At 58.0% G+C, this 19349-nt stretch carries 16 protein-coding genes and 2 pseudogenes; 12 read left to right on the top strand and 6 right to left on the bottom strand.

What is annotated here, in order from left to right; translation table 11 throughout:
• Nucleotides 1-12 precede the first annotated feature (12 nt).
• On the bottom strand, nt 13-1401 hold the full coding sequence (locus ACR0AO_RS18130) for an AAA family ATPase (protein WP_480606541.1): 1389 nt from the start codon (nt 1399-1401) through the stop codon (nt 13-15).
• Between the two features lie 439 nt (nt 1402-1840).
• Between ACR0AO_RS18130 and ACR0AO_RS18125 the strand changes: the two genes are divergently transcribed.
• Together ACR0AO_RS18125 and ACR0AO_RS18120 are read left to right on the top strand one after the other, a co-directional pair.
• Nucleotides 1841-2860 carry a replication initiator protein A gene (locus tag ACR0AO_RS18125; protein WP_480606539.1) on the top strand — a complete coding sequence of 340 codons (1020 nt, stop codon included), beginning with the start codon at nt 1841-1843 and terminating at the stop codon, nt 2858-2860.
• A gap of 348 nt (nt 2861-3208) precedes the next feature.
• Complete coding sequence (locus ACR0AO_RS18120) at nt 3209-3868, top strand: VPLPA-CTERM sorting domain-containing protein (RefSeq protein WP_480606536.1); 660 nt, start codon at nt 3209-3211, stop codon at nt 3866-3868.
• Nucleotides 3869-4218: 350 nt separating this feature from the next.
• On the opposite strand, the pseudogene ACR0AO_RS18115 reads toward ACR0AO_RS18120, so the two are convergent.
• Nucleotides 4219-5085: pseudogene (locus tag ACR0AO_RS18115) on the bottom strand (IS110 family RNA-guided transposase); the annotation flags it as partial.
• A gap of 315 nt (nt 5086-5400) precedes the next feature.
• On the opposite strand from ACR0AO_RS18115, the gene ACR0AO_RS18110 reads away from it, so the two are divergent.
• Both ACR0AO_RS18110 and ACR0AO_RS18105 read left to right on the top strand, forming a co-directional pair.
• Nucleotides 5401-5667, top strand: a complete 267-nt coding sequence (locus tag ACR0AO_RS18110) for a hypothetical protein (protein WP_480606533.1) — start codon at nt 5401-5403, stop codon at nt 5665-5667.
• A 76-nt stretch (nt 5668-5743) separates the two neighbouring features.
• Nucleotides 5744-5986 (top strand): annotated as a pseudogene (locus ACR0AO_RS18105) (IS21 family transposase); the annotation flags it as partial.
• A 617-nt stretch (nt 5987-6603) separates the two neighbouring features.
• On the opposite strand, the gene ACR0AO_RS18100 reads toward ACR0AO_RS18105, so the two are convergent.
• From ACR0AO_RS18100 to ACR0AO_RS18085, 4 genes are read right to left on the bottom strand one after another with little or no spacing between them, the layout of a single operon-like run.
• Nucleotides 6604-7941 (bottom strand): nucleotide sugar dehydrogenase, encoded by a 1338-nt coding sequence (locus ACR0AO_RS18100; RefSeq protein WP_480606530.1) that lies wholly within the window; start codon nt 7939-7941, stop codon nt 6604-6606.
• Between the two features lie 32 nt (nt 7942-7973).
• The gene (locus ACR0AO_RS18095) at nt 7974-8528 is read right to left on the bottom strand and encodes a glycosyltransferase (protein ID WP_480606709.1); all 555 of its coding nucleotides are present in this window, start codon (nt 8526-8528) and stop codon (nt 7974-7976) included.
• Complete coding sequence (locus ACR0AO_RS18090) at nt 8474-8959, bottom strand: glycosyltransferase family protein (RefSeq protein ID WP_480606528.1); 486 nt, start codon at nt 8957-8959, stop codon at nt 8474-8476. Before ACR0AO_RS18090 ends, ACR0AO_RS18095 begins: the two co-directional genes overlap by 55 nt.
• Nucleotides 8956-9660, bottom strand: coding sequence for a polysaccharide deacetylase family protein (locus tag ACR0AO_RS18085; protein ID WP_480606525.1), 705 nt, complete (start codon nt 9658-9660; stop codon nt 8956-8958). Before ACR0AO_RS18085 ends, ACR0AO_RS18090 begins: the two co-directional genes overlap by 4 nt.
• 356 nt (nt 9661-10016) lie before the next feature.
• Between ACR0AO_RS18085 and ACR0AO_RS18080 the strand changes: the two genes are divergently transcribed.
• From ACR0AO_RS18080 to ACR0AO_RS18045, 8 genes are all read left to right on the top strand, one after another.
• A complete protein-coding gene (locus tag ACR0AO_RS18080) occupies nt 10017-11417 on the top strand; it encodes an arylsulfotransferase family protein (RefSeq protein WP_480606522.1) in 1401 nt (466 codons plus the stop codon).
• A complete protein-coding gene (locus tag ACR0AO_RS18075) occupies nt 11405-11632 on the top strand; it encodes a hypothetical protein (protein WP_480606519.1) in 228 nt (75 codons plus the stop codon). Before ACR0AO_RS18080 ends, ACR0AO_RS18075 begins: the two co-directional genes overlap by 13 nt.
• 14 nt (nt 11633-11646) lie before the next feature.
• Entirely contained in the window at nt 11647-12003 is a 357-nt protein-coding gene (locus ACR0AO_RS18070) for a hypothetical protein (protein WP_480606516.1), read from the top strand.
• Nucleotides 12000-13022 carry a sulfotransferase gene (locus tag ACR0AO_RS18065; protein ID WP_480606512.1) on the top strand — a complete coding sequence of 341 codons (1023 nt, stop codon included), beginning with the start codon at nt 12000-12002 and terminating at the stop codon, nt 13020-13022. The genes ACR0AO_RS18070 and ACR0AO_RS18065 overlap by 4 nt, the downstream gene beginning before the upstream one ends.
• 237 nt (nt 13023-13259) lie before the next feature.
• A complete protein-coding gene (locus ACR0AO_RS18060; RefSeq protein WP_480606509.1) occupies nt 13260-15140 on the top strand; it encodes an acyltransferase family protein in 1881 nt (626 codons plus the stop codon).
• A 346-nt stretch (nt 15141-15486) separates the two neighbouring features.
• Nucleotides 15487-16089, top strand: coding sequence for a sugar transferase (locus ACR0AO_RS18055; protein ID WP_480606506.1), 603 nt, complete (start codon nt 15487-15489; stop codon nt 16087-16089).
• A 69-nt stretch (nt 16090-16158) separates the two neighbouring features.
• On the top strand, nt 16159-18594 hold the full coding sequence (locus ACR0AO_RS18050; protein ID WP_480606503.1) for a tetratricopeptide repeat protein: 2436 nt from the start codon (nt 16159-16161) through the stop codon (nt 18592-18594).
• A gap of 117 nt (nt 18595-18711) precedes the next feature.
• A complete protein-coding gene (locus ACR0AO_RS18045; protein WP_480606500.1) occupies nt 18712-19296 on the top strand; it encodes a polysaccharide biosynthesis/export family protein in 585 nt (194 codons plus the stop codon).
• The last annotated feature ends 53 nt before the right edge of the window (nt 19297-19349 follow it).

Below are 19349 nucleotides of genomic sequence, written 5' to 3'. Positions count from 1 at the left end.
GCCCCTGAGGGGTTATTCCGCCGCCTGCTGTGCTGCCAGTTCGTCGCGCCGCCACACACCCAGCAACAGCCGTTTGAACGCCGCATAGGTGGCGTCAAAGGTCTCGCGACCGCGCGCATAGGTCTCGCGGTTGAAATCGCGGTAATCGGCCTCGTAGATGCCACTCACCTGTTCACCCGCCTGCCCGATCAGCGCGGTAAAATCCTGCCGGTGGGGTGACAGCGTCTTGCCAAGATAGGCCTGCATCAGAGCCGAAAGCTCGCCCTGCTGCGCCCCGTCATAGCGAGTGATAACCGCGCGCACGGCATCCCATTCAAAGGCCATTTCGGGGCGTCCCAACGCGCGGGCGGCGGTATTCTCGCCCTCTTCGATACTGGCAAAGGTGGAATGCAGCATGTCGAAAAAACGCCCGGTGGAATCGAATTCCAGAAACGAGGCCCCCAGCGGCACCAAAAGGATATCCGCCGCCGCCAGACCGTTGATGGTGAGATAGCCGAGGGCGGGGGGCGTGTCGATGAACACAAGATCGTATTGATCCAGCACCCCATCCGCCTCCAGCCGGTCGGTCAGCGCATCCCACAGCTTCCAGCCGCGCGCCTGCATCCGCCAAACCGGGATCTGAAACTCGGCCCAGTAGAGGTTCAGCTGCGCGCCGATGAGATCGATATTGGGCCAGTGCGTGGTCTGGATCACATCGCCCGCCGTCATCCCCAGCGCCGCGCTCAGCGCCTCGTCCAGCGGTTGGGGCGGATCGCCCCGGTCCAGACGGCGCTGGTTCTCAATCCGCAGATATTCGCCATAGTGGCGTGCCAACAGGGGAAAAGCAGTCTGCCACTCATCCTCGACCGTTCCGCCAAAGATCGAGGTCATCGAGCCCTGGCTGTCGAGGTCGATCACCAGAACCTTGTAGCCGTCCAGCGCCGCCGACATCGCCAGATGCGCCGCCGTGCTGGTCTTGCCGACCCCGCCCTTGAAATTGGCCACCGCAACCATCTTGGCGGGTTGACCGGCGGGGCGGTAGGGCAGGTAGTTCTTGGCCTTCGATCCCTGCGCCCCGAAGAAGGCGCGCAGCCTCAGCACTTCATCGAGGGTGAACCACTTGGCGCCACCTTCGGTTTCGGAACGGCCCTGCGGCAGATCGGGATTCTGTTTCAGAACGCGGCGGAAATGGGCCTGGGCCACCGGGATCAGATAGCGGGTGATTTCCCAGGTCGAAAACAGCCGCAGGCTTTTGCGTCCCGTCTCGTCCATGCCCCGGCTGGCCAGATCGGCCCGGCCCTGGGCACAGGCCTGAGCAATGGCGGCAAAACCGTCAGAGCCTGTGGGTAAGTCGAGATCGGCGAGCGCCGCATCCACGTCGATATTGAAATAGGGAGGGAGGGGAGTGCCGTCCTTTGCCATGATGAAAACCGCTCGATGTGTTGTGTTTTCTCCATGATACGCAAAATCGCATCACATGGAAGGAAAAGCATCACAACACGTGATTTTCTTTGCAAAAATAAGGGGGTCGTGGTGCGAATTTAGCGCAAGATTCAGGGGAGCGCGATTTTTTTTATAGTGTTAGTTTTGTGTTATTTATTAGTTACAGGCTTAAGGATGTTCGCATTCTTGCTAATAAAATAAGGAATATAGGGTGTTTTTTTTGACCTTGCCCGACTCTGAAACCCCGATGAAACGACTCTGAACCCCCGATCATGTGACTCCGAACCCCCGATGGAAATCCGTTGTGCGGGCTTGTGGATAACTCTAGGGTGGGTGTCACTAAAACCACGAAAGAAAACGAGTCGGATACCGACCGCGAGCAGAGCCCCGGACAAGAGGGCAAACGAGGCAGAGGGCCATGGGCAGGGCAGTCACAGGCACGGCCGGAGCATTGCTTCCGGACCGCAGGCAGCAGGGCGATTTCTTCGTCTGCGATATTTTCGATGCGATCCCCAAGGACGATCTGGCGAGCATGGAGCATCCGCTTTTCTCGCTGGCAACCCGTCCGGACCGGCGCATTCTGGACTATGAACATAACGGGGTGCAGATCACGGTGACACCGTCGGTCAAGGGGCTGGCGACGATCCATGACAAGGACATCCTGATCTTTTGTATCAGCCAACTGATGGCGGCGATCAATGCCGGCCGGGCGGTCAGCCGCACATTGCAGCTCAAGGCGCATGATCTGCTGGTGGCGACCAATCGCGAAACTTCCGGCGACGCCTATCGCCGCCTGCGCGAATCCTTCGAGCGGCTGGCGGGCACCCGGATCACCACCAACATCGTCACCGGCGAGGAAGAGATCACCACCGGGTTCGGCTTGATCGAGCGCTGGGAGATTGTCCGGAAAACCCGGGGCGGGCGCATGGTCAGCGTGGCGGTGACGCTGTCGGACTGGCTTTACCGCGCGGTGCTGTCGAAATCGGTGCTGACGCTTTCGCGCGACTACTTCCGGCTGCGCAAGCCGCTGGAGCGGCGGATCTATGAACTGGCGCGCAAACATTGCGGGCGGCAGCCGGGCTGGACCGTGTCGGTGGAAACGCTGCTCAAGAAATCCGGCTCCGCCTCACCGCGGCGGGTGTTCCGAAAGATGCTGCGCGACATGATCGAGGCCGACCACTTGCCCGACTATGAGTTGCGCGAAGAACCGGGCGACCTGATCCGGTTCACGCCTCGCTCGGGCCTGATCGAACCGGACGCACCGCCGCCTAGCCTCAGCCCGGACGCGCTGGAGCAGGCGCGCCGGCTGATGCCGGGGGTGGATGTCTATGGGCTTGAGGCGGAATGGCGCGGCGTCTGGGTACGCTCGGGCGCGCCGAGGCTCAGGAAGCCCGACGCAGCCTTTCTGGGGTGGGTGCGAAAGCGGGCAGGGGAATAAGGCGCAGCAGGGGGGCCAAATTCCTGTGCCCGCAGCACAATTCGGCATGTGCTTGCGGGTGACGTCACGAACTGTGGCAGCCGCCATGCCGGACCGATTCGTGTATGTTGAGATATTTCCTGGAATCCCGGAGCGTTTGTTTTCAGTTTGGAAACATCCCCCGGACCTTGTCCAGAATATCAACCTTGAGGAGATTCACTCTCAGAAACCCCCGCATCCATTCAACTTATAAGGGTGCCGGCCGCATTGCCGCGGTCGACTAGGTCTTTCAGTGACGGCGAAAATATGACATTATTGTGGCAGATGTGCCTGTTTATTGCGGGACGTGTGTGTTTGGGTGGGTTCACTATGATCAGAAATATTAGAATATTAGCGATTGCAGCCGCCGCAGCGGTGTTGTCATTTTCTTTAACGACCGCGGCCGGTGCCGTGACCTATGGCTTTTCCACGATTACCAGTAACAATGCGCTGGATGTGGCCATTGGCGAGGCGCAGATTTCCATGGATGTGACAGATGCCGGTGCAGGACAGGTTTCGTTCAAGTTCACCAATACCGGACCCGAAGCGTCGTCCATTGCCGATATCTACTGGGAAGCCGGGAATCCGGCGATTCTGGATGGCATCGCCAGCGTGATTGACGGTGCGGGTGTAGATTTCGAAGAAAGCTCCCCGGGTAATTTGCCCGGCGGCAACACTGTCGCCTTTGTGGAAGCGTTCGAAGCGGATGCCGAAAATCCGAAACCCTCCTGGGGAATTAACCCCGGTGAGATGCTGACTGTGATCTTTGATCTGGTAGCCGGGTTCTCGTTTGCTGACCTGATCGCACAGCTCAACAATGGTGATCTTCGTGTCGGAATGCATGTCATCGCATTCGACAGCGGCGGTTCGGAATCCTTCGTGAACGTTTCCAAAGTTCCAATTCCGGCAAGCTTTACCCTGCTTCTCGCGGGTATCGGTGCCTTTGGTGCTTTCCGTCTGAAAGCCCGCAACAGCAAGGCGGCGGCGTAAGTCTTTTCAGCCTTTGTGCGAAACAAATTTCAGCCGGGATTCTCCCAAGAGCCCGGCTGTTGCGTTTTATAGCTCTCTCGTACCGAGCGCGTAATCATCAAAACAGATGAGGGACGCTGTCTTCATCACAAGGCAGTAAAAAGGACAGGCTGGAGTCGTATCATGGCGTGTTCCGGAGGGTTCTGAAGGTGTTATCTTCTCTATTCGGCATGTTGACGTCAAGCTCATTCTGACTGTCGGCTCCCCTGCTGATTAATGCCCTTCGCAGTATCGCGCTTCTCTCCGGGATCGGCACTGTGGCCCTCCCATGATGGGACCAGAAGGATGGGGCGGAACAATCTAATCGGCGAGCTGCGGGTCAGGATAACGGTGGCAGCCTCATAGAGAAGTCCTCGCAAATGACGGTCGCCGCGTCGGGATATGTGACCCTCATAATCGACTTCTCCGGATTGATAGCGTCAAGGTGTTAACCCAAGCCACGCGCCAACCGAGCGTGACTTTCGAAAGTTACTCGGCTCCTCAATTGTGGTGACGAAGGAGGTCGCCGTGATGGTGCCGACGCCAGGGATAGACATGAAAATTCGACAGGCCTGGCTTTGGCGCGCCATAGCAGCCAGTCGCCGGGTGAGTTCCGCGACACGGATGCGCACGCTGCTCCAGGTCTCCAGCATTGGAACAACAACGGTGGCGAGTTCGTCCTGATCTGAAAGAAGCTCCCTGACACTGTTTTCGAAACGGCTTCCCTTTCCCGCGCGAACAATCAACCCAAATGTCTTCATGATGCCCCGGATCTGGTTCGAAAGCTCAACAGAAATCCTGACCAACCGGGTGCGCACTGCTACAAGTGTGCGGGTCAGCATGCTGTCGAACCCTTTTACGCGCACCTCGCGAAAGAACCCGACTTCCGCAAGATGTGCCAAACTGTCAGCGTCATTCGCGTCAGTCTTGCTGGCTGCCATGTCGAGCGCCGCCTTGGCACGGCGGGCATCAATGCAGACCGCAGGAAGCCCCATGGTTGTCAGTGCATGGAAGAACCAAACCGACAGGGGACCTGTTTCGAAAACGACGCGTTCGGCAGCAGGTGCACGTTTTCGGATAAGATCGGCAATGGTCTTTGGATCAGAGGCGCATTTCCCGCGCCAGACACGTTTACCGTCGTGTCGGATTGAAACTGCCGTCTCTTTCAGCGACACATCGAGACCGATATACTCTGTCATAGCTGTTCTCCTATGATGCTTGGGCCCAGCGTGCAGTCGTGAGCCCGCACTTTCATCCTATCGGGGAACAGCCACTCTCCAATGCTAAGGCTGAACTTCGGGGCGACTCGCTCCCGCGATTACCCCATGTAGACGCCCCCGCTGGCCTCGATGTGCCAAACAGGGATGTGTTGCAAGTGCCTACCCGCATTACGCACATAACCTGGCCTTTTTGCTCGTTACCTTTAGAGCGCTTTCATTCTTCTATCATACTTGATAAGTACCGCTTATCAGGATTAATTGATCTTGCCGGGAATTCGACGCAGATTGTGTCTCATGAAGCCGCCTGCACCTTATCTCCCCGCTTCCACCCCTGCCCTTTCCGCAGCGGATCAGGAGGCGCTGACCGATCTCTATGTGCGCGGCACACCCGCCAACACGCTGCGCGCCTATGAGCGGGATCTGATCTATGTGACCGCGTGGAAGGCCGCGCGGTTTGGCACGGCGCTGGACTGGCCGGAAGCCGAGGCAACGGCATTGTCGTTTATTCTCGATCACGTGAGAACGGCGGTGAGAAAGTCGACCACGGTAGCGGCGGGATGAGCCTGCTGTGGGCGGCGTAAAAGCCGTCCATCTTTGCCCTTCCTTTTGACGGAGGGAGGGTGGGAGGATTTTCACCGTGGAATTATATCGCAAGGTTCGTCTGGCATGCTTTGAGGGCATGAACCAGCGAGAGGCGTCCCGGCATTTCGGGATATCTCGTGACAGCGTTCGCAAGATTTTGGCGTTTTCGGTCCCACCCGGCTATCGGCGGTCAGCACCGATCCGGCGGCCCAAGTTGGATAGGTTCGCCGGGATCATTGATCAATGGTTGTCGGAGGATCGGGAGCGACCACGCAAGCAACGGCATACAGCCAACCGACCTGCCCCAATGCGACAGCTCTCAGCCCTGTCACACCCGCCAAACAGTCGGCGGCAAATCGAGCGCGCTGAGGCGCGCGAAAAATGCCATAGTGACCTTGAACGTGCCGGAATGTGACGGGCGCCGTTCGGGCAACCCATGCGAAACATGATTGCCCTGCGCCGGTCCACCGGCACCCACGCCTGCTGGCTGGAAAAGGAGCGTGACCCTTTTACCGGCGTGGAGTTTGCCTCCAAGAGCAAAACTGTTCCGAGCGCAATTTGAGAAAATACGGATTTCTGAATTCACCCCCGGTTTCCTCTTGGAGCGTATGACAGGATAAGGTAGTTGTGTTACAAGCTCATAATGCAACCTGAGGTATGCATTGGGCAAGCCCGCTGACACCACCGTCTTTTCCGTGCGTTTGCCTTTGGATGCACTGGAGCGTTTGGAGACAGCCGTGACCGGGCTCAGGGCCAAGTTCGAGCAATGGTACCCAGGCATGAAATCAGGCGGGAACGGAAAAATGGCCGCCTGAGTGCCCCGCACTTTGCGGTACTCCCCACCTGTGCCGGAAGTTTCCGTCTTTGAAGCAGTGCCCGGGCAACCTAAGGAAGGTCGCGCCGGGCGGAATGCGGTCAGGCCTTTGTCACCAAGTCCATTGGCAGCCCGCGCGATGCGATAGCGTTTCGGGTATCGACGATGGGTAGTCCCAGACGGATCAGCCCTTCATAATCGATTGCATCATGGTCGGTTGAAATCAGGACGGCATCATAGTCGTCTGCCCTGATATCCGCGAGATGGACCCCTTTGCGATCCAGCAGATGCGGGAACTCGCGCATGCGGGGGATGCTGTCGATATGGGGATCGAGAAAATCCACCCGAGCTCCGGTCTTTTGCATCATGTCCATAAGCACCACCGACGGGCTTTCGCGCATATCCGGGACGTTTTTCTTATAACTGATACCGACTAGCAAAACGCGCGATTTCGACAGGCCTTTCCCGAGTTCACGGTCCAGAACCTCGCGCAATCTGGCGACGACGTAGTGCGGCATATTCACGTTGATCTCGCCTGCCAGTTCGATAAAGCGGGTGGCATGGCCGTATTCCCGGGCCTTCCAGGTCAGGTAAAACGGGTCGATCGGGATGCAGTGGCCACCAAGGCCGGGTCCGGGATAGAAGGGCATGAAGCCAAAGGGTTTGGTGGCCGCGCCATCGATTACCTCCCAGACATCGATCCCCATCGCGTCATAGATCACCTTCAGCTCGTTGACGAGCGCGATGTTGACCGCGCGAAAGATGTTTTCCGTGATCTTGACGGCCTCGGCCGTGCGCGAGGAGGAGACGGGCACCACCTGGTCGACGACCTTGCCATAGAAGGCGGTCGCCAACCGTCGGGCGGTATCGGAATCGCCGCCCACGATCTTGGGGATCGAATGGGTGCGGTAGGTCTTGTTGCCGGGATCTTCGCGTTCCGGGCTGAAAGCGACCCAGAAATCCGTACCCGCGCGCAGCCCGCATGTCTCAAGGATCGGGGTCAGAATGTCGTCCGTCGTACCCGGGAATGTCGTGGATTCAAGCACAACCAGTGTTCCGGCCCGCATGTGTCGGGCAATCACGCGCGCCGTCTCCTCGACAAAAGACAGATCCGGCTCGCGGTGGTAGGTCAGCGGGGTCGGGACGCAGATGACGATGACATCGCATTTCGAGATTTTCGAGAAATCCGCCGTCCACGAGGTCCGGCCCGCACGGCCCGCGTCGCGCAACATCTCGTCGGTTACGGCGTCGATGTAGCTCTTGCCAAGATCCAGGTGGCTGATTTTGTTTGTGTCGATGTCAAAGCCGGTTACGGCAAAACCGCGCAGCGCGGTCGTCACAGCCAGGGGCAGGCCAACATACCCCAGGCCGACAATGCCGACCCTGGCCGTTTGATTGTCCAAGGTTGCCAAAAGCCCGGCATCAATCGGATTATCCATGTCCATTTCAGATATTGTCCCAGAAAATGACCTCAGCGCTTTCGGCTGGGCGTGTGAATTACATTCTTAACGGCTTCGATCAATTGTGCATCGGCAAAGGCGGAAATCTCCTTCCCAACCGGGTTCTCTCCAGCGCAAACCCGGTTCAGTACTTCGACCAGTTCAGCCTCGTCCTGCGCTGCAAATACGCCCGGGCGTTTTCCGAACCGCTGGATTGTCGCGAATTGATGGTCATTGCGGGTTTCCTGTAAATGCCCGCGCCGGGGCAAGACGACAATTGGTTTCTTCATACTCAGGGCCATAATGATAGACCCCATCCCGGCATGGGACACAACAAATTCGGCCGTTCTGAAGCGTTCGGCATAATCGTCTGGATTCAGAGTGGGAACGGTTTCGAAGTTTCTCGGCCTATATCGCGCATTTTTCGTAATCTGTCCGAAAACGCGGTCTCCAGTTCCGCGGCCTTCACACCAATCGTCCATGCATTGCACCAGCCGATCAAAAGGTTCATGCGTTCCGACTGTCAGGAAGATCAAATCACCGCCCCTTTGTGCTGAGGTCCATCCGGGGTTGCCAGATGCTCCCACTGGGTCAGCCACAGATCGCAGTGTCTTCCGGCTTTCCGGCCAGCAAGAGAGAGTTCTTCGGCATTGGCAATGCTGTCGATCCATATCGTGCGGGCACCCATCATCGATGCAAGCCGAAGCGCAAAATAGCCAGGTGCCGCGCCTGTCGTGACGACGACGCCGGGCCGGACGCTCAGAAGAATGGCGGCGATCTGAACAAGCGACCGGATCAGTTTCAGCTTTTGCCACCGGTTGGCCTCGGCAACGACCCGGTAGTCGGGTTTCGGCTGGCCCCGCTCGGCGGCCAGGGCTTCCACCTTGGGTCTGAACCCGGGATCTGTTGTCACGTAAGTCACGTCACAACCGTCCCAGGCAGGGATCAGTCTGCAAAGCTGTATCCAATGGCCGCCGCCCGATGCGACGGCCAGAACCCGGGGAGGGGTCTCCGTCATGAGCGACCTCCGCGCAAGACATCACCTAGCCGCATCAAAGCATAGCCGTTTGTCTCGGCATATTCGATAACCCGCTTTGTCAGGGTCAGGACGTATTCGTCATGTGCCAATCCCTCAACGGGTCTGGTTGGCTTGTCAAAATCATGGGCCAGGACAACGCCGCCGCCCGATGCTTCAATCCGCCCGATGACGGTCTCGACCGGGCACCGGGTGAGATCGGGTCGGGCGTCTCGGGTATCTATGGTCCACCAGCCCATTCTCTGGCGGCGCAACAGGCAGTCGACGAGGGTTGCAAATGTCTGTTTGCCGAAGGGGGGGCGAAACAACCGCGCGTCTCCGCCAAGCGCACGCACGGCGTGTATACCGGCGGCGATGTCCCGGGACGCACGAACGGGCCAGACTTTCCAGGCATTGAGGTGGTCAAAACTGTGGCTGCCTATTTCATGACCGCTCTCGATGGCGCGGGTCACAATCTCCGGCTGGGCAGTGGTGTTGTTTCCGATCACGAAAAATGTCGCCTGAACTTCGCGCGTGGCCAGAAGATCAAGCAAATTTGGCGTCAGGACCGGGCTGGGGCCGTCATCATAGCTCAGAACAATTGCTCTGCGCTTCCTGCACTGGCGGTCCAACTGCTTTTCGCCGAGCTTGCGGATGAAAAATGGAAACAGAAACCAAAAAACTAAAAAAATGAAAATTGCCATTATGATCTGCACTATTGAAACCTTGTTCCCGCCGTATCTCGAATTGTGACCCCGGTTGCCCGGACTCTAGGAAGAATGACATTGTTGATCCACTTATTATTACATAGTGTACACCCTTGCGGGTAACGCAATCATCCGGTTGGACCGATCCGGGGATCGGCAATTGCGCAGCACGGGTGCTGTGTCCCCGGGCGGTGTGGTGAAAACCATGTGGGTTGGGGCCAATTGGCCCCGTGCTCGGAGGAAAGGTTTAATCAATATTGGGACATTGTCCAACCACCGCTGGCATGGGATGTTGTAAAAAGGCGGTAACGGCAGTAGTTTCCCGGCATAGGGTATGAGTTTTTTGTGTAGCTATGGAAAAGTTCCTTTTCTCTAAAATTGAAGCCTGGGTTGTTATCGTTCTGGCGGTATTCGGCCTTTTGGGGATGATCGTCTTCGGGGGCATCGTGCGCCACGTGGCAGTCGGGGGTGAGAAGCTTGGTGCCCTTGGCGATGGTATCTACCAGATCGCAAGCGGGCCGGATGTCATCGTGGATTTGCTCCGGGGAGACGCAGGCCAGCAGGATTTCGAAAGTGAGAGCAGCGCCCGAGCTTTTCCCGATACCGACTATGAGACGGTGTCCTTGTTCGGGGATCCCGCTCTCGATCATCGGCCGCTGATCTGGCGTGCGGAAAACCTGAACACGGCGCCGGCTGCAGTCATGGTCCGGCTCAACAAGCAGCAGCGGGATGAGCATCTGCTTATCCTCGATGGTGTGCGCAATGTGGTCCGGCACTTTCCGGTGACCGCCCCAAGCCTGAGCGGCCAGTTCAGCAGCCGCACCGGGAACGCCGCGCCGGTCATGCTGGATGACGGCAGCCTGATCGTTTTTGCAGGCGGGGCGGACGGGCTTTATCGCAAAACGCTTTGCGGGGACATCGTCTGGTCGTTGCCGGGGCTTTATCACCATTCCATTTCGGTGGCGGACGGGACCCTAGGCATTCTCGGTTTGCCCAAAGCGGAACTCACAGCTGAAGATCAGGGCGACCGCCGCTGGAATCATTCTGAAATCATCAATCTGATCGACGTCGAAAGTGGTGAAATCAAACGCTCCATCCGCTTTGACGAGATCGTGAAGGCGAATATCGACCGCTTCGATCCATTTTTATACAACCATTGGTACAAAAAGGTGACGGAGGACGGGGTTCTGCTTGAGGACCGCATACATCCCAACAAAGTGGAGCTTTTGCCGCAAGCCCTGGCTGATCAGTATCCCGATTTTCCGGCCGGCGCAATCATACTGTCGTCCAGAGCCATCAATCTTCTGGTGATCCTGGATCCGGAAACGCTTGAGATCCTGTGGTATTCGCAAGGACACACCCAGGGACAGCACGATCCTGAATTCATCGGCGACAACAAGATCATTGTTTTTGACAACGCCATCAGCGGGAACCTTGAGGATCCTGAGGCCCCGGCGAATTTCACGTCGATCAAACAATATGATTTCACGACCGGCGAGTGGAGCGTCATCTGGAATGGCGCCGACGTGGATGGTTATACTGAACACAGCGGGGAAGTCGATTTCCTAGATGACGGCAGTCTTCTGATCAATCTGACGGTTCAGGGCCGCTATCATGAGATCGGGCCTGAGGGGGACGTCGTGATGGAAATGGTCAATGCCGGCGAGAATGGTAATGTCTACTGGACCAAGCACGCCCAGTATCTGACACCCGGCCAGTTTGAGATAGCTAGGAGTATATCATGCAAAAACTAGCAACCTTCGTTGCCACGATGGTGGGCGCGACCGTCATGGCCTCTGCGGCACATGCCTATATCGGCCCCGGCATTGGTGCCGGTGTCATCGGGACTGTCCTGGGGGTGGTCGGCGCCATTTTTTTGGCGTTGTTTGCAATCGTCTATTACCCGGTCAAGCGGGCCCTCAAGAAACGCCGCGCCCCGACCCAGCCACAAGATCCCCAGATTGACTAGTAGTGGATTGGCTATTGCTCATACTTGGGACCTGTGCGGCGGCTGAGACCTTTGTGCATTTGCCGTTTCTGGCGCGGGTCCGTGAGCTTGGGACGCTGTTTCCGAAAACCCTGCGCACCCTGCGCTCTTCGAGAATTTCGGATCACTGGAAAGAGATGGTGCTGGTCGCCTATTCCGGGCAGTTGATCAAGCTGTCGCTTGGGATTCTGGTCCTGATCCTGCTCATCCTGCTGCCGGTTGTCGCCGTCTGTTTTCTGGGTGTGGTGGCCGGTGTGCCGGTGCTGGAACGTTTTGCCAGCGTTTATGGCACCGTTCTTTCCATTGGTGTCGCCTTTGCCTATTTCGCGTTGAGAAAGCGGTTGAGTACATGAGCGACTACGGCACCGCCTCGCGGTTTTTGCACCGTCTTGCGCTTGGCAACCGGGCGGTGGCTCAGATGAGCTTCGATATCGAACAGGCGGTTTATGGCCGCAGAGCTCCGACCGATGCCCAGGCAAGGCATGTCTTTGTGACCGGGTTGGCCCGGTCCGGGACGACCATCTTGATGCGCTCGCTGTTTGAAACGGGAACATTCTGTTCGCTCACCTATCGTGATATGCCGTTTGTTCTGGCTCCGGGAATGTGGGCCGCACTGAGTGGAAACAGCCAGCGCAACAAGGCCGCCGGCCAGCGGGCTCACGGCGATGGCATCCTGGTCGATTTCGACAGCCCCGAAGCTCTGGACGAGGTTTTCTGGCGGATCATGGCAGGGGGGAGCTATATTCATTCTGGCCATCTGAGCGCCATGGCGGCCGACCCTGAGCTTATCGAAAATTTCCGGGCCTATGTCGCACTTGTTCTGAGGCGGTATGGCCCCAGCCGGTATCTGTCGAAGAACAACAACAACATCCTTCGGATCGGCACCCTGGCCGAAGCCTTTCCGAACGCGGCCATCCTGGTGCCTTATCGCGACCCGGCGCAGCAGGCGCTGTCGTTGCTGCGCCAGCACGAGCGTTTCACTGAGCAGCAAAGATCCGATCCGTTTACGCGGAATTACATGACCTGGCTGGCGCATCATGAATTCGGGTCCGACCATCGTCCGTTCGAATGGGGGGCGGACGCACCCGTGTCGGCCGATACGCTGGATTACTGGGTGCTGCAATGGACCGGCGCCTATCGGCATCTGCTGTCCCAGGCGAAACTATTCGAAACCAATCTGGTCTTTGTCGGATACGAGCGGCTTTGCGATGGCCCCGCGCTCTATGATCGGATTCTGGAACGTCTCGACCTGCTTCCGGCAACGCCGCCCGATTTCCGGCGCAGCCATTCGAAAATCGACCGCCCCCTGGAGCCGGAGCATCTTGATGCGGCGATGGCGGTCTATGACGAGCTTGAGGCCACTTGTCTTTAGCGTGCCGGGTAAAGCGGTACGCCCGATGGCGGGCGGCCGGGGTTTTAGACAGTCCGAAGCAGTCGCTCCAAGCGGCGTACCCGTCTGCATCGGACTTCGATTGACAGGGGCGGTCTTGTTGCTGAAGCTGCCCTAGATGCCGGATTTGGACCGGGATGCGTTTGTTGGAGGGCATGAGCCAAAAGCAGATATGAGCGATGTTTTCAGCCATATTGTCTCTGATTGTGGATACGTGATTTGAAGTATCGTGCCGAAATAGATGGCCTGCGCGCCCTGGCCGTCCTGCCCGTCATCCTGTTCCATGCCGGGTTTGAGCTGTTCGGTGGTGGGTTTGTCGGGGTCGATGTCTTCTTTGTCATCAGCGGCTATCTGATAACGTCAATCTTGATCGAAGACATCGAAAACGGGCGGTTCAGCATCATCAAATTCTACGAGCGGCGGGCAAGGCGCATCCTGCCGGCGCTCTTCTTCGTGATGTTGTGCTGCATTCCGTTTGCCTGGATGTGGATGGTTCCGAGCCAGTTGGAGGAGTTTTCGAAAAGCCTTGTCGCGGTCAGCCTGTTCGTGTCGAACGTTCTGTTCTGGCGGGAGAGCGGTTATTTCGCCGCTGCCGCGGAGGAGAAACCTTTGCTGCACACATGGAGCCTAGCCGTGGAAGAGCAGTATTACCTGCTGTTTCCGCTTTTTCTTTTCGCGGTGTGGTGGTTCGGCCGGAACCGGGTGTTCTGGATGATTGCGGGCCTGGCCGCCGTCAGCCTTGTATTGAGCGAATGGGGATGGCGGAACAATGCGTCGGCGAATTTCTACCTTGCGCCGACACGGGCCTGGGAATTGTTTGCCGGATCCCTTGCGGCCTTCGTCGTGCAAAGGCGCGGGGTCAGGAAAAGCGAGGTGCTTTCACTTGTGGGTTTGGCCGCGGTTCTGTTCGCGATCTTCGCCTATGATGAAACGGTCCCGTTCCCAAGCGTCTATGCTTTGGTTCCGGTTGCCGGTGTCGTTCTGCTGGTGCTTTTTGCGGAAAAGGACACGTTGACCGCCAGGCTTCTGAGTACAAGGGTTTTCGTCGGCACCGGTCTGATCAGCTACAGCGCCTATCTGTGGCACCAACCCCTGTTCGCCTTTGCGCGGATCCGTTCCTTCGAGCCTCCGGGCGACCTGACGATGCTGGTGCTGAGCGCGACCTCAATCGTGCTGGCGGTGTTCAGCTGGAAATATGTAGAGCAGCCGTTCCGGCAGGCTGGGGGGCTGATGACGCGCCGGGCGTCCGTGTTCCTGTCCTCTGCTCTGGGCATGGCCGCCTTCCTTTCCCTTGGTCTGCTGGGATACACAAAAGATGGGTTCACTTCCAGAATGGAGGCCGGATACCTAAAACGGGAGGCCCACATGCTGTCCGTTTCTGACGAGCGGCAGGCGCAGATCCGTGCCGGCATCTGTCATTTCAACGGAAGGGGGGAACACGGCGAGCTTGAAGATTTCCTGAAACACTGGGAGTGCCGGACTACCACGCCGCCAACTTCCGGCGCGGCAAGGTTTGCGGTGTATGGGGACAGCCACTCTGCCGACAAGGCGGTTGCGCTGCGTCTCAACGGGGCTAATGTCACGCAGCTTGGCGGTTCGGGCTGTCCGCTGATCCCGCAATCCTACGGGGTGCCGGGCTACTGCGATGCGCTGCTTGAGAAATTTGTCGAGGAGGTGGCTGTACAGAATTATGACTACATCCTTCTGGCGAACCGTTTCAACGACGACAAACGCAGCAAGGATTATCTCCAGAGGATCGTCGACTATTGGAGTCGGTTTGACACCAGGGTGGTTCTGTTCACGCCAATGCCGGAATTTCCGAAATTCGACCGGGTCTATGCCGTTGAGCCCTACAGCGCCGAGACGATGCAATACGACCAGCAGATGTTGCAGGGGTTCGACGAGAACCTGAAGCACGTGGTGCTGACGCAGAATATCCGCATCGTCGATACGGAAAGCCTTTTTTGCTCCATTGGGGATGAGAGCTGCTCTCCTTTGTATCAGGGAGATGTTCTGCTCGCGGATTATGGGCATCTGAGCCTGAATGGCGCCAGATTGTTCGGTAAAAAACTGATCGAGGAACTGGGGCGTATTGAATGAGGGCATTCGCTTGAAGGTGCAATTCTTTCGTGCGCCTTGTGCATAATGCACGCAATTTGCGAACATTGGTGCCGCTCAGGATATTGTACCGGGTTTCCCCTTTGAAATGTGGTGGGAATCAGGTAAAACTTTGACCGAGGGTAAACCGAAAGCCTTATAGTTGGGGCTGGTTATGTGTCGGGCCACGCGACGGAGAATCGCAAGGTCCAGGTAATGAGGATGGGCAGGCCACATTTTTCGTGGCGATGTTTGTGCCGGAGTATGATTGATTATGACGAGTTATGTTAAGGGTGTGGGGACAACTGGCGCGGCAACTTCGGTTCGATCTGAATGGAGACCCGTCTCTTTGTATTCCCGGGGGGGCAAGAGAGCATTCGATATTCTTTTCGTTCTGCTGACTGCTCCGATCTCGCTTCTTCTGGTCGCTGTTATGGCCGTTCTGGTCATGCGCGACGGTGGCAATCCGTTTTATACGCAGGAACGAGTGGGCCGGGGCGGTCGGGTGTTCCGCATGCTCAAGATGCGCACCATGGAGCCTGATGCCGAGGCGCGCCTGGCGGATTATCTGGCCAGAAATCCGGGCGCGCGCGCCGAATGGACTAGTGATCAGAAACTCAAGAACGATCCGCGGATCACGGTCGTGGGTAAGCTGCTGCGCCGCACGTCGCTGGATGAATTGCCTCAGCTGTGGAATGTGCTGCGGGGGGATATGTCCATTGTCGGACCTCGCCCGATGATGACCGAACAGCAGGGGATGTATCCGGGTTCGGCTTATTTTGCACTGCGCCCCGGCATTACCGGCCCTTGGCAGGTGTCTGACCGCAACATGACCAGCTTTGCCGCCCGTGCGGAATATGACTCGCATTATCTGGCTGAACTGTCGCCGGGAATGGATATGTCCATTCTGTTGCGCACCATCGGGGTTGTCCTGCGCTGCACCGGGTATTGATCATTTGTTTTCCTTGAATGATTTGTGATCGGACCGCATCTTGGCAGACAAGATGTTAGGATAGCAGAGATGATCAGCAATATTTCAAAAGGCCTTGCTCTGGGGGCGGCCCTCTTATTTCTGGCCGCTTGTGACTCTGCCGAGGAACGGGCAGAGAAACATTTCCAGACGGCCCTGCGGCATTTAGAAAATGGCGATCACGCCCGGGCCACCATTGAGTTCCGAAATGTGTTCGAACTGAATGCAAAGCATAAAGAAGCCCGGCTGGCTTACGCCAGGATGCGTATGGATGAAGGCAATACCGCCTTGGCCTATGGACAGTATCTGTACCTTGTTGAACAATATCCCAACAATCTCGAAGGCCGCCGCGCCCTAGCCCGGTTGGCCACGCTGGGCGGGAATTGGGAAGAAGCCGAGCGCCACGTCGGACCGGCTGCTGCTCTGGCACCGCAGGATCCGGTCGTGCGGGCGGTTCTGGCCAGCATCGCCTATCGCGATGCCATAGGTTCAGGGGATGAGGCCGCCATCGGCGAGGCTACCGGACGGGCGCGCATGCTGGTTGATGAAGCGCCCGAGATGGTGATCCCGCATTATATCGTCGCCAGCGAAGCGATCCGCAGACAGGATTGGCCCACCGCGCTGACAGCGCTCGACGCTGCGATTGCGGCGTCTCCGGATACACGCAGGTTTCATGATCTCAGGATCGGGGTGCTGAGCCAGATGGGGCAGGTCGATGAGATGGGCCCGGCGCTGGAAGAGATGGTGCGTCGTTTTCCCGAAGACGAAAATATCCAAAGCGGCCTGATCGCCTGGTATATGTCGCGAAACGATCTTAAGGCGGCCGAAGCCTTTCTGCGCCAACGCATCGATCCGGAGGAGGACGATCCTAAAACCCGGATTGACTTGCTACAGTTTCTCACGAATTCGAAAGGCGCCGAGGCGGCCATCGCCGAGATCGACGAGTTGCTGGCCGGAGAGGTGGCGCGCCGGGCGAAATATCAGACGTTGCGGGCGGGTCTGGTCTTTCAGTCGGGCGACGCCGATGCGGCAATTGCCGAGTTGCAGGCTGTCATCATGGATTCCGAACCTTCGACCGATCTGAACGATGCCAAGGTGGTGTTGTCTCAGATGCTGATTGAGACGGGAAAGGAGGCTGCGGCCCAGGCCCTTATCGATGCAGTGCTGGCCGAGGATGGTGGCCAGTTGGGTGCGGTCAAGATCAAGGCGGCCTGGTTGATCGAGGATGATCGCACCGGCGATGCCATTGTGTTGCTGCGCGAGACCTTGGGGGACAGCCCTCGCGATGCCGAATTGATGACTTTGCTGGCCCGCGCGCATGAGCGTGAAGGAAACCAGGATCTGATGGCGGACATGCTCGCCCGAGCGGTCGAAGCGTCGGGACAGGCGCCCGGCGAATCCCAGCGCTATGCTGCCTACCTGTCGGGCAGCGGCCGCAATAGCGCCGCGGCGGACGTTCTGATCGATGCTGTTGGCAACCATCCGGACAATGTTCAGTTGCTGGCCCGCCTGGGGCAGATCCATATTCGGGAGCGCAACTGGCGGAGCGCGCAGGAGGTCATCGCCAAGCTGAAGACGCTTGGCGGAGCCGCCGCCGCGGCGCAGTTTCAGATGCTGACAGCCAATTTGATCGCGGCACAGGGACAAAGCAGCGTTCTGCTGAAATATCTCGAAACCTTGCCCGAGGGGGAGAATGGTGCCGAATATATCGCCGAAATTGGTATCGTCCGCATCCATGTCCGCAATAACGATTTGCAGGCCGCGCTGGATTATCTTGACCGGTCGCTGGAGGAGGCTCCAGAAGATTTCGTGCTGAGATTCCTGCGCGCTTCGGTTCTTGCCGGCATGGGTGGACAGAATGAGGCCGCCGGGATCTATCGGGTGTTGCTGGAAGAGCGACCGGAGAACGAGCGGGTCTGGATGGCATATTACCTTCTGTTCAACACCACTGACCCGGAGCAGGCCGCCCCGATACTGGATCAGGCGCTTGCGGCCTTGCCGGAAAGCACCAATCTGAAATGGCTGCGGGCGGGGACTCTGGAGGCTGCCGGGGATGTCGAGGGGGCCATCGGGATCTATGAAGAGCTTTATGCCGCAAACAGCGATTCACCAGTTATCGCCAACAATCTTGCCAGTCTGCTGACCACGGCGCGCAATGATCCCGACAGCCTCGACCGGGCCTTCAGCATCGCCCGTCGCCTGCGCAACAATCCTGTGCCGCATTTCAGCGACACCTACGGCTGGATTGCTTATCGCCGGGGGGATTTCGAAGACGCGCGGACACATCTCGAGGTTGCGGCCCGCGGTTTGCCGAACGACCCGGTGGTGCTTTTTCATCTGGGTGCCACCTATGCCGCGCTCGAGCGCACCGAAGATGCACGCGCAACCCTGCTCAAGGCGGCTGAATTGGAAGCGCCGGAAGGTCTGGCGCAGAAAGTGCAGCAGGCGATCGAGGAATTGCCGGCCCCGGCTGAAAGCGGCAATTGAGTCCGGTGGCGGCGCAATTTCACCACAGCCGGGGGCGGATGCGCGGCAGAAGGCTTACATGGTGTTCGCTTCCGCGCTAATCTCTGCAGGACACTCAATTTTTCGAGGGCGCAAAAGATGTTGAGAACTTTGATAGGTCTGCTCGGCCTGATCCTTTCGGCGACCATTGCTCAGGCGCAGAGCGGGTATCGGGTCGCGCCGGGGGATACGCTCCAGATTGAGGTGCTGGAGGATGCCAGCCTCAATCGGTCGGTTCTGGTGCTGCCGGACGGATCTTTCAGCTTTCCTTTCGTTGGCCCAGTTCAGGCGGGTGGGCGTACAATCGGATCCATCCAGGACACGATCACATCGGGTCTTGCGCCGCAATTTGCGACCAGACCCAACGTCTTTGTCGCCGTCGCGGCAACCACGCCACCTGCGGCACAGATTTCCGAACCTGTCACTCGCAACATCTATGTCACCGGTGAGGTCAACAGCCCCGGCCTGCTTGGTGCGAAACCGGGGACAACACTGCTGCAGGCCATTGCTCAGGCGGGAGGGTTAACCAGATTTGCCGCAGGCAAGCGCATTCAGCTGCGCCGACAGGATCAGATATTCTATTATGATTACTTCCGCACCGGCAAAAAGCCGAGCATTGGCGGTCACACCGTTCTGTCGCCCGGTGATGTGATCGTGGTGCCGCAACGGCGCCTGTTCGAATAAACCCCGCACGCAGTTGCGGGAAACATACAGCGTCCGCGGTCAGCGCACCGGGT

Source organism: Ruegeria sp. AF8 (assembly GCF_056541825.1).
The sequence above is the reverse complement of the archived record's forward strand: the minus strand, read 5'-3'. Positions and strand labels throughout refer to the sequence as shown.

Excerpts from the sequence above, each read along its gene's own strand:
- ACR0AO_RS18085 (WP_480606525.1), bottom strand. The coding sequence starts at position 9,660 with ATGGCAATTTTCATTTTTTTAGTTTTTTGGTTTCTGTTTCCATTTTTC.
- ACR0AO_RS18090 (WP_480606528.1), bottom strand. The coding sequence starts at position 8,959 with ATGACGGAGACCCCTCCCCGGGTTCTGGCCGTCGCATCGGGCGGCGGC.
- ACR0AO_RS18130 (WP_480606541.1), bottom strand. The coding sequence starts at position 1,401 with ATGGCAAAGGACGGCACTCCCCTCCCTCCCTATTTCAATATCGACGTG.
- ACR0AO_RS18120 (WP_480606536.1), top strand. The coding sequence starts at position 3,209 with ATGATCAGAAATATTAGAATATTAGCGATTGCAGCCGCCGCAGCGGTG.
- ACR0AO_RS18075 (WP_480606519.1), top strand. The coding sequence starts at position 11,405 with ATGCAAAAACTAGCAACCTTCGTTGCCACGATGGTGGGCGCGACCGTC.
- ACR0AO_RS18065 (WP_480606512.1), top strand. The coding sequence starts at position 12,000 with ATGAGCGACTACGGCACCGCCTCGCGGTTTTTGCACCGTCTTGCGCTT.
- ACR0AO_RS18110 (WP_480606533.1), top strand. The coding sequence starts at position 5,401 with ATGAAGCCGCCTGCACCTTATCTCCCCGCTTCCACCCCTGCCCTTTCC.
- ACR0AO_RS18125 (WP_480606539.1), top strand. The coding sequence starts at position 1,841 with ATGGGCAGGGCAGTCACAGGCACGGCCGGAGCATTGCTTCCGGACCGC.
- ACR0AO_RS18080 (WP_480606522.1), top strand. The coding sequence starts at position 10,017 with ATGGAAAAGTTCCTTTTCTCTAAAATTGAAGCCTGGGTTGTTATCGTT.
- ACR0AO_RS18100 (WP_480606530.1), bottom strand. The coding sequence starts at position 7,941 with ATGGATAATCCGATTGATGCCGGGCTTTTGGCAACCTTGGACAATCAA.
- ACR0AO_RS18045 (WP_480606500.1), top strand. The coding sequence starts at position 18,712 with ATGTTGAGAACTTTGATAGGTCTGCTCGGCCTGATCCTTTCGGCGACC.
- ACR0AO_RS18050 (WP_480606503.1), top strand. The coding sequence starts at position 16,159 with ATGATCAGCAATATTTCAAAAGGCCTTGCTCTGGGGGCGGCCCTCTTA.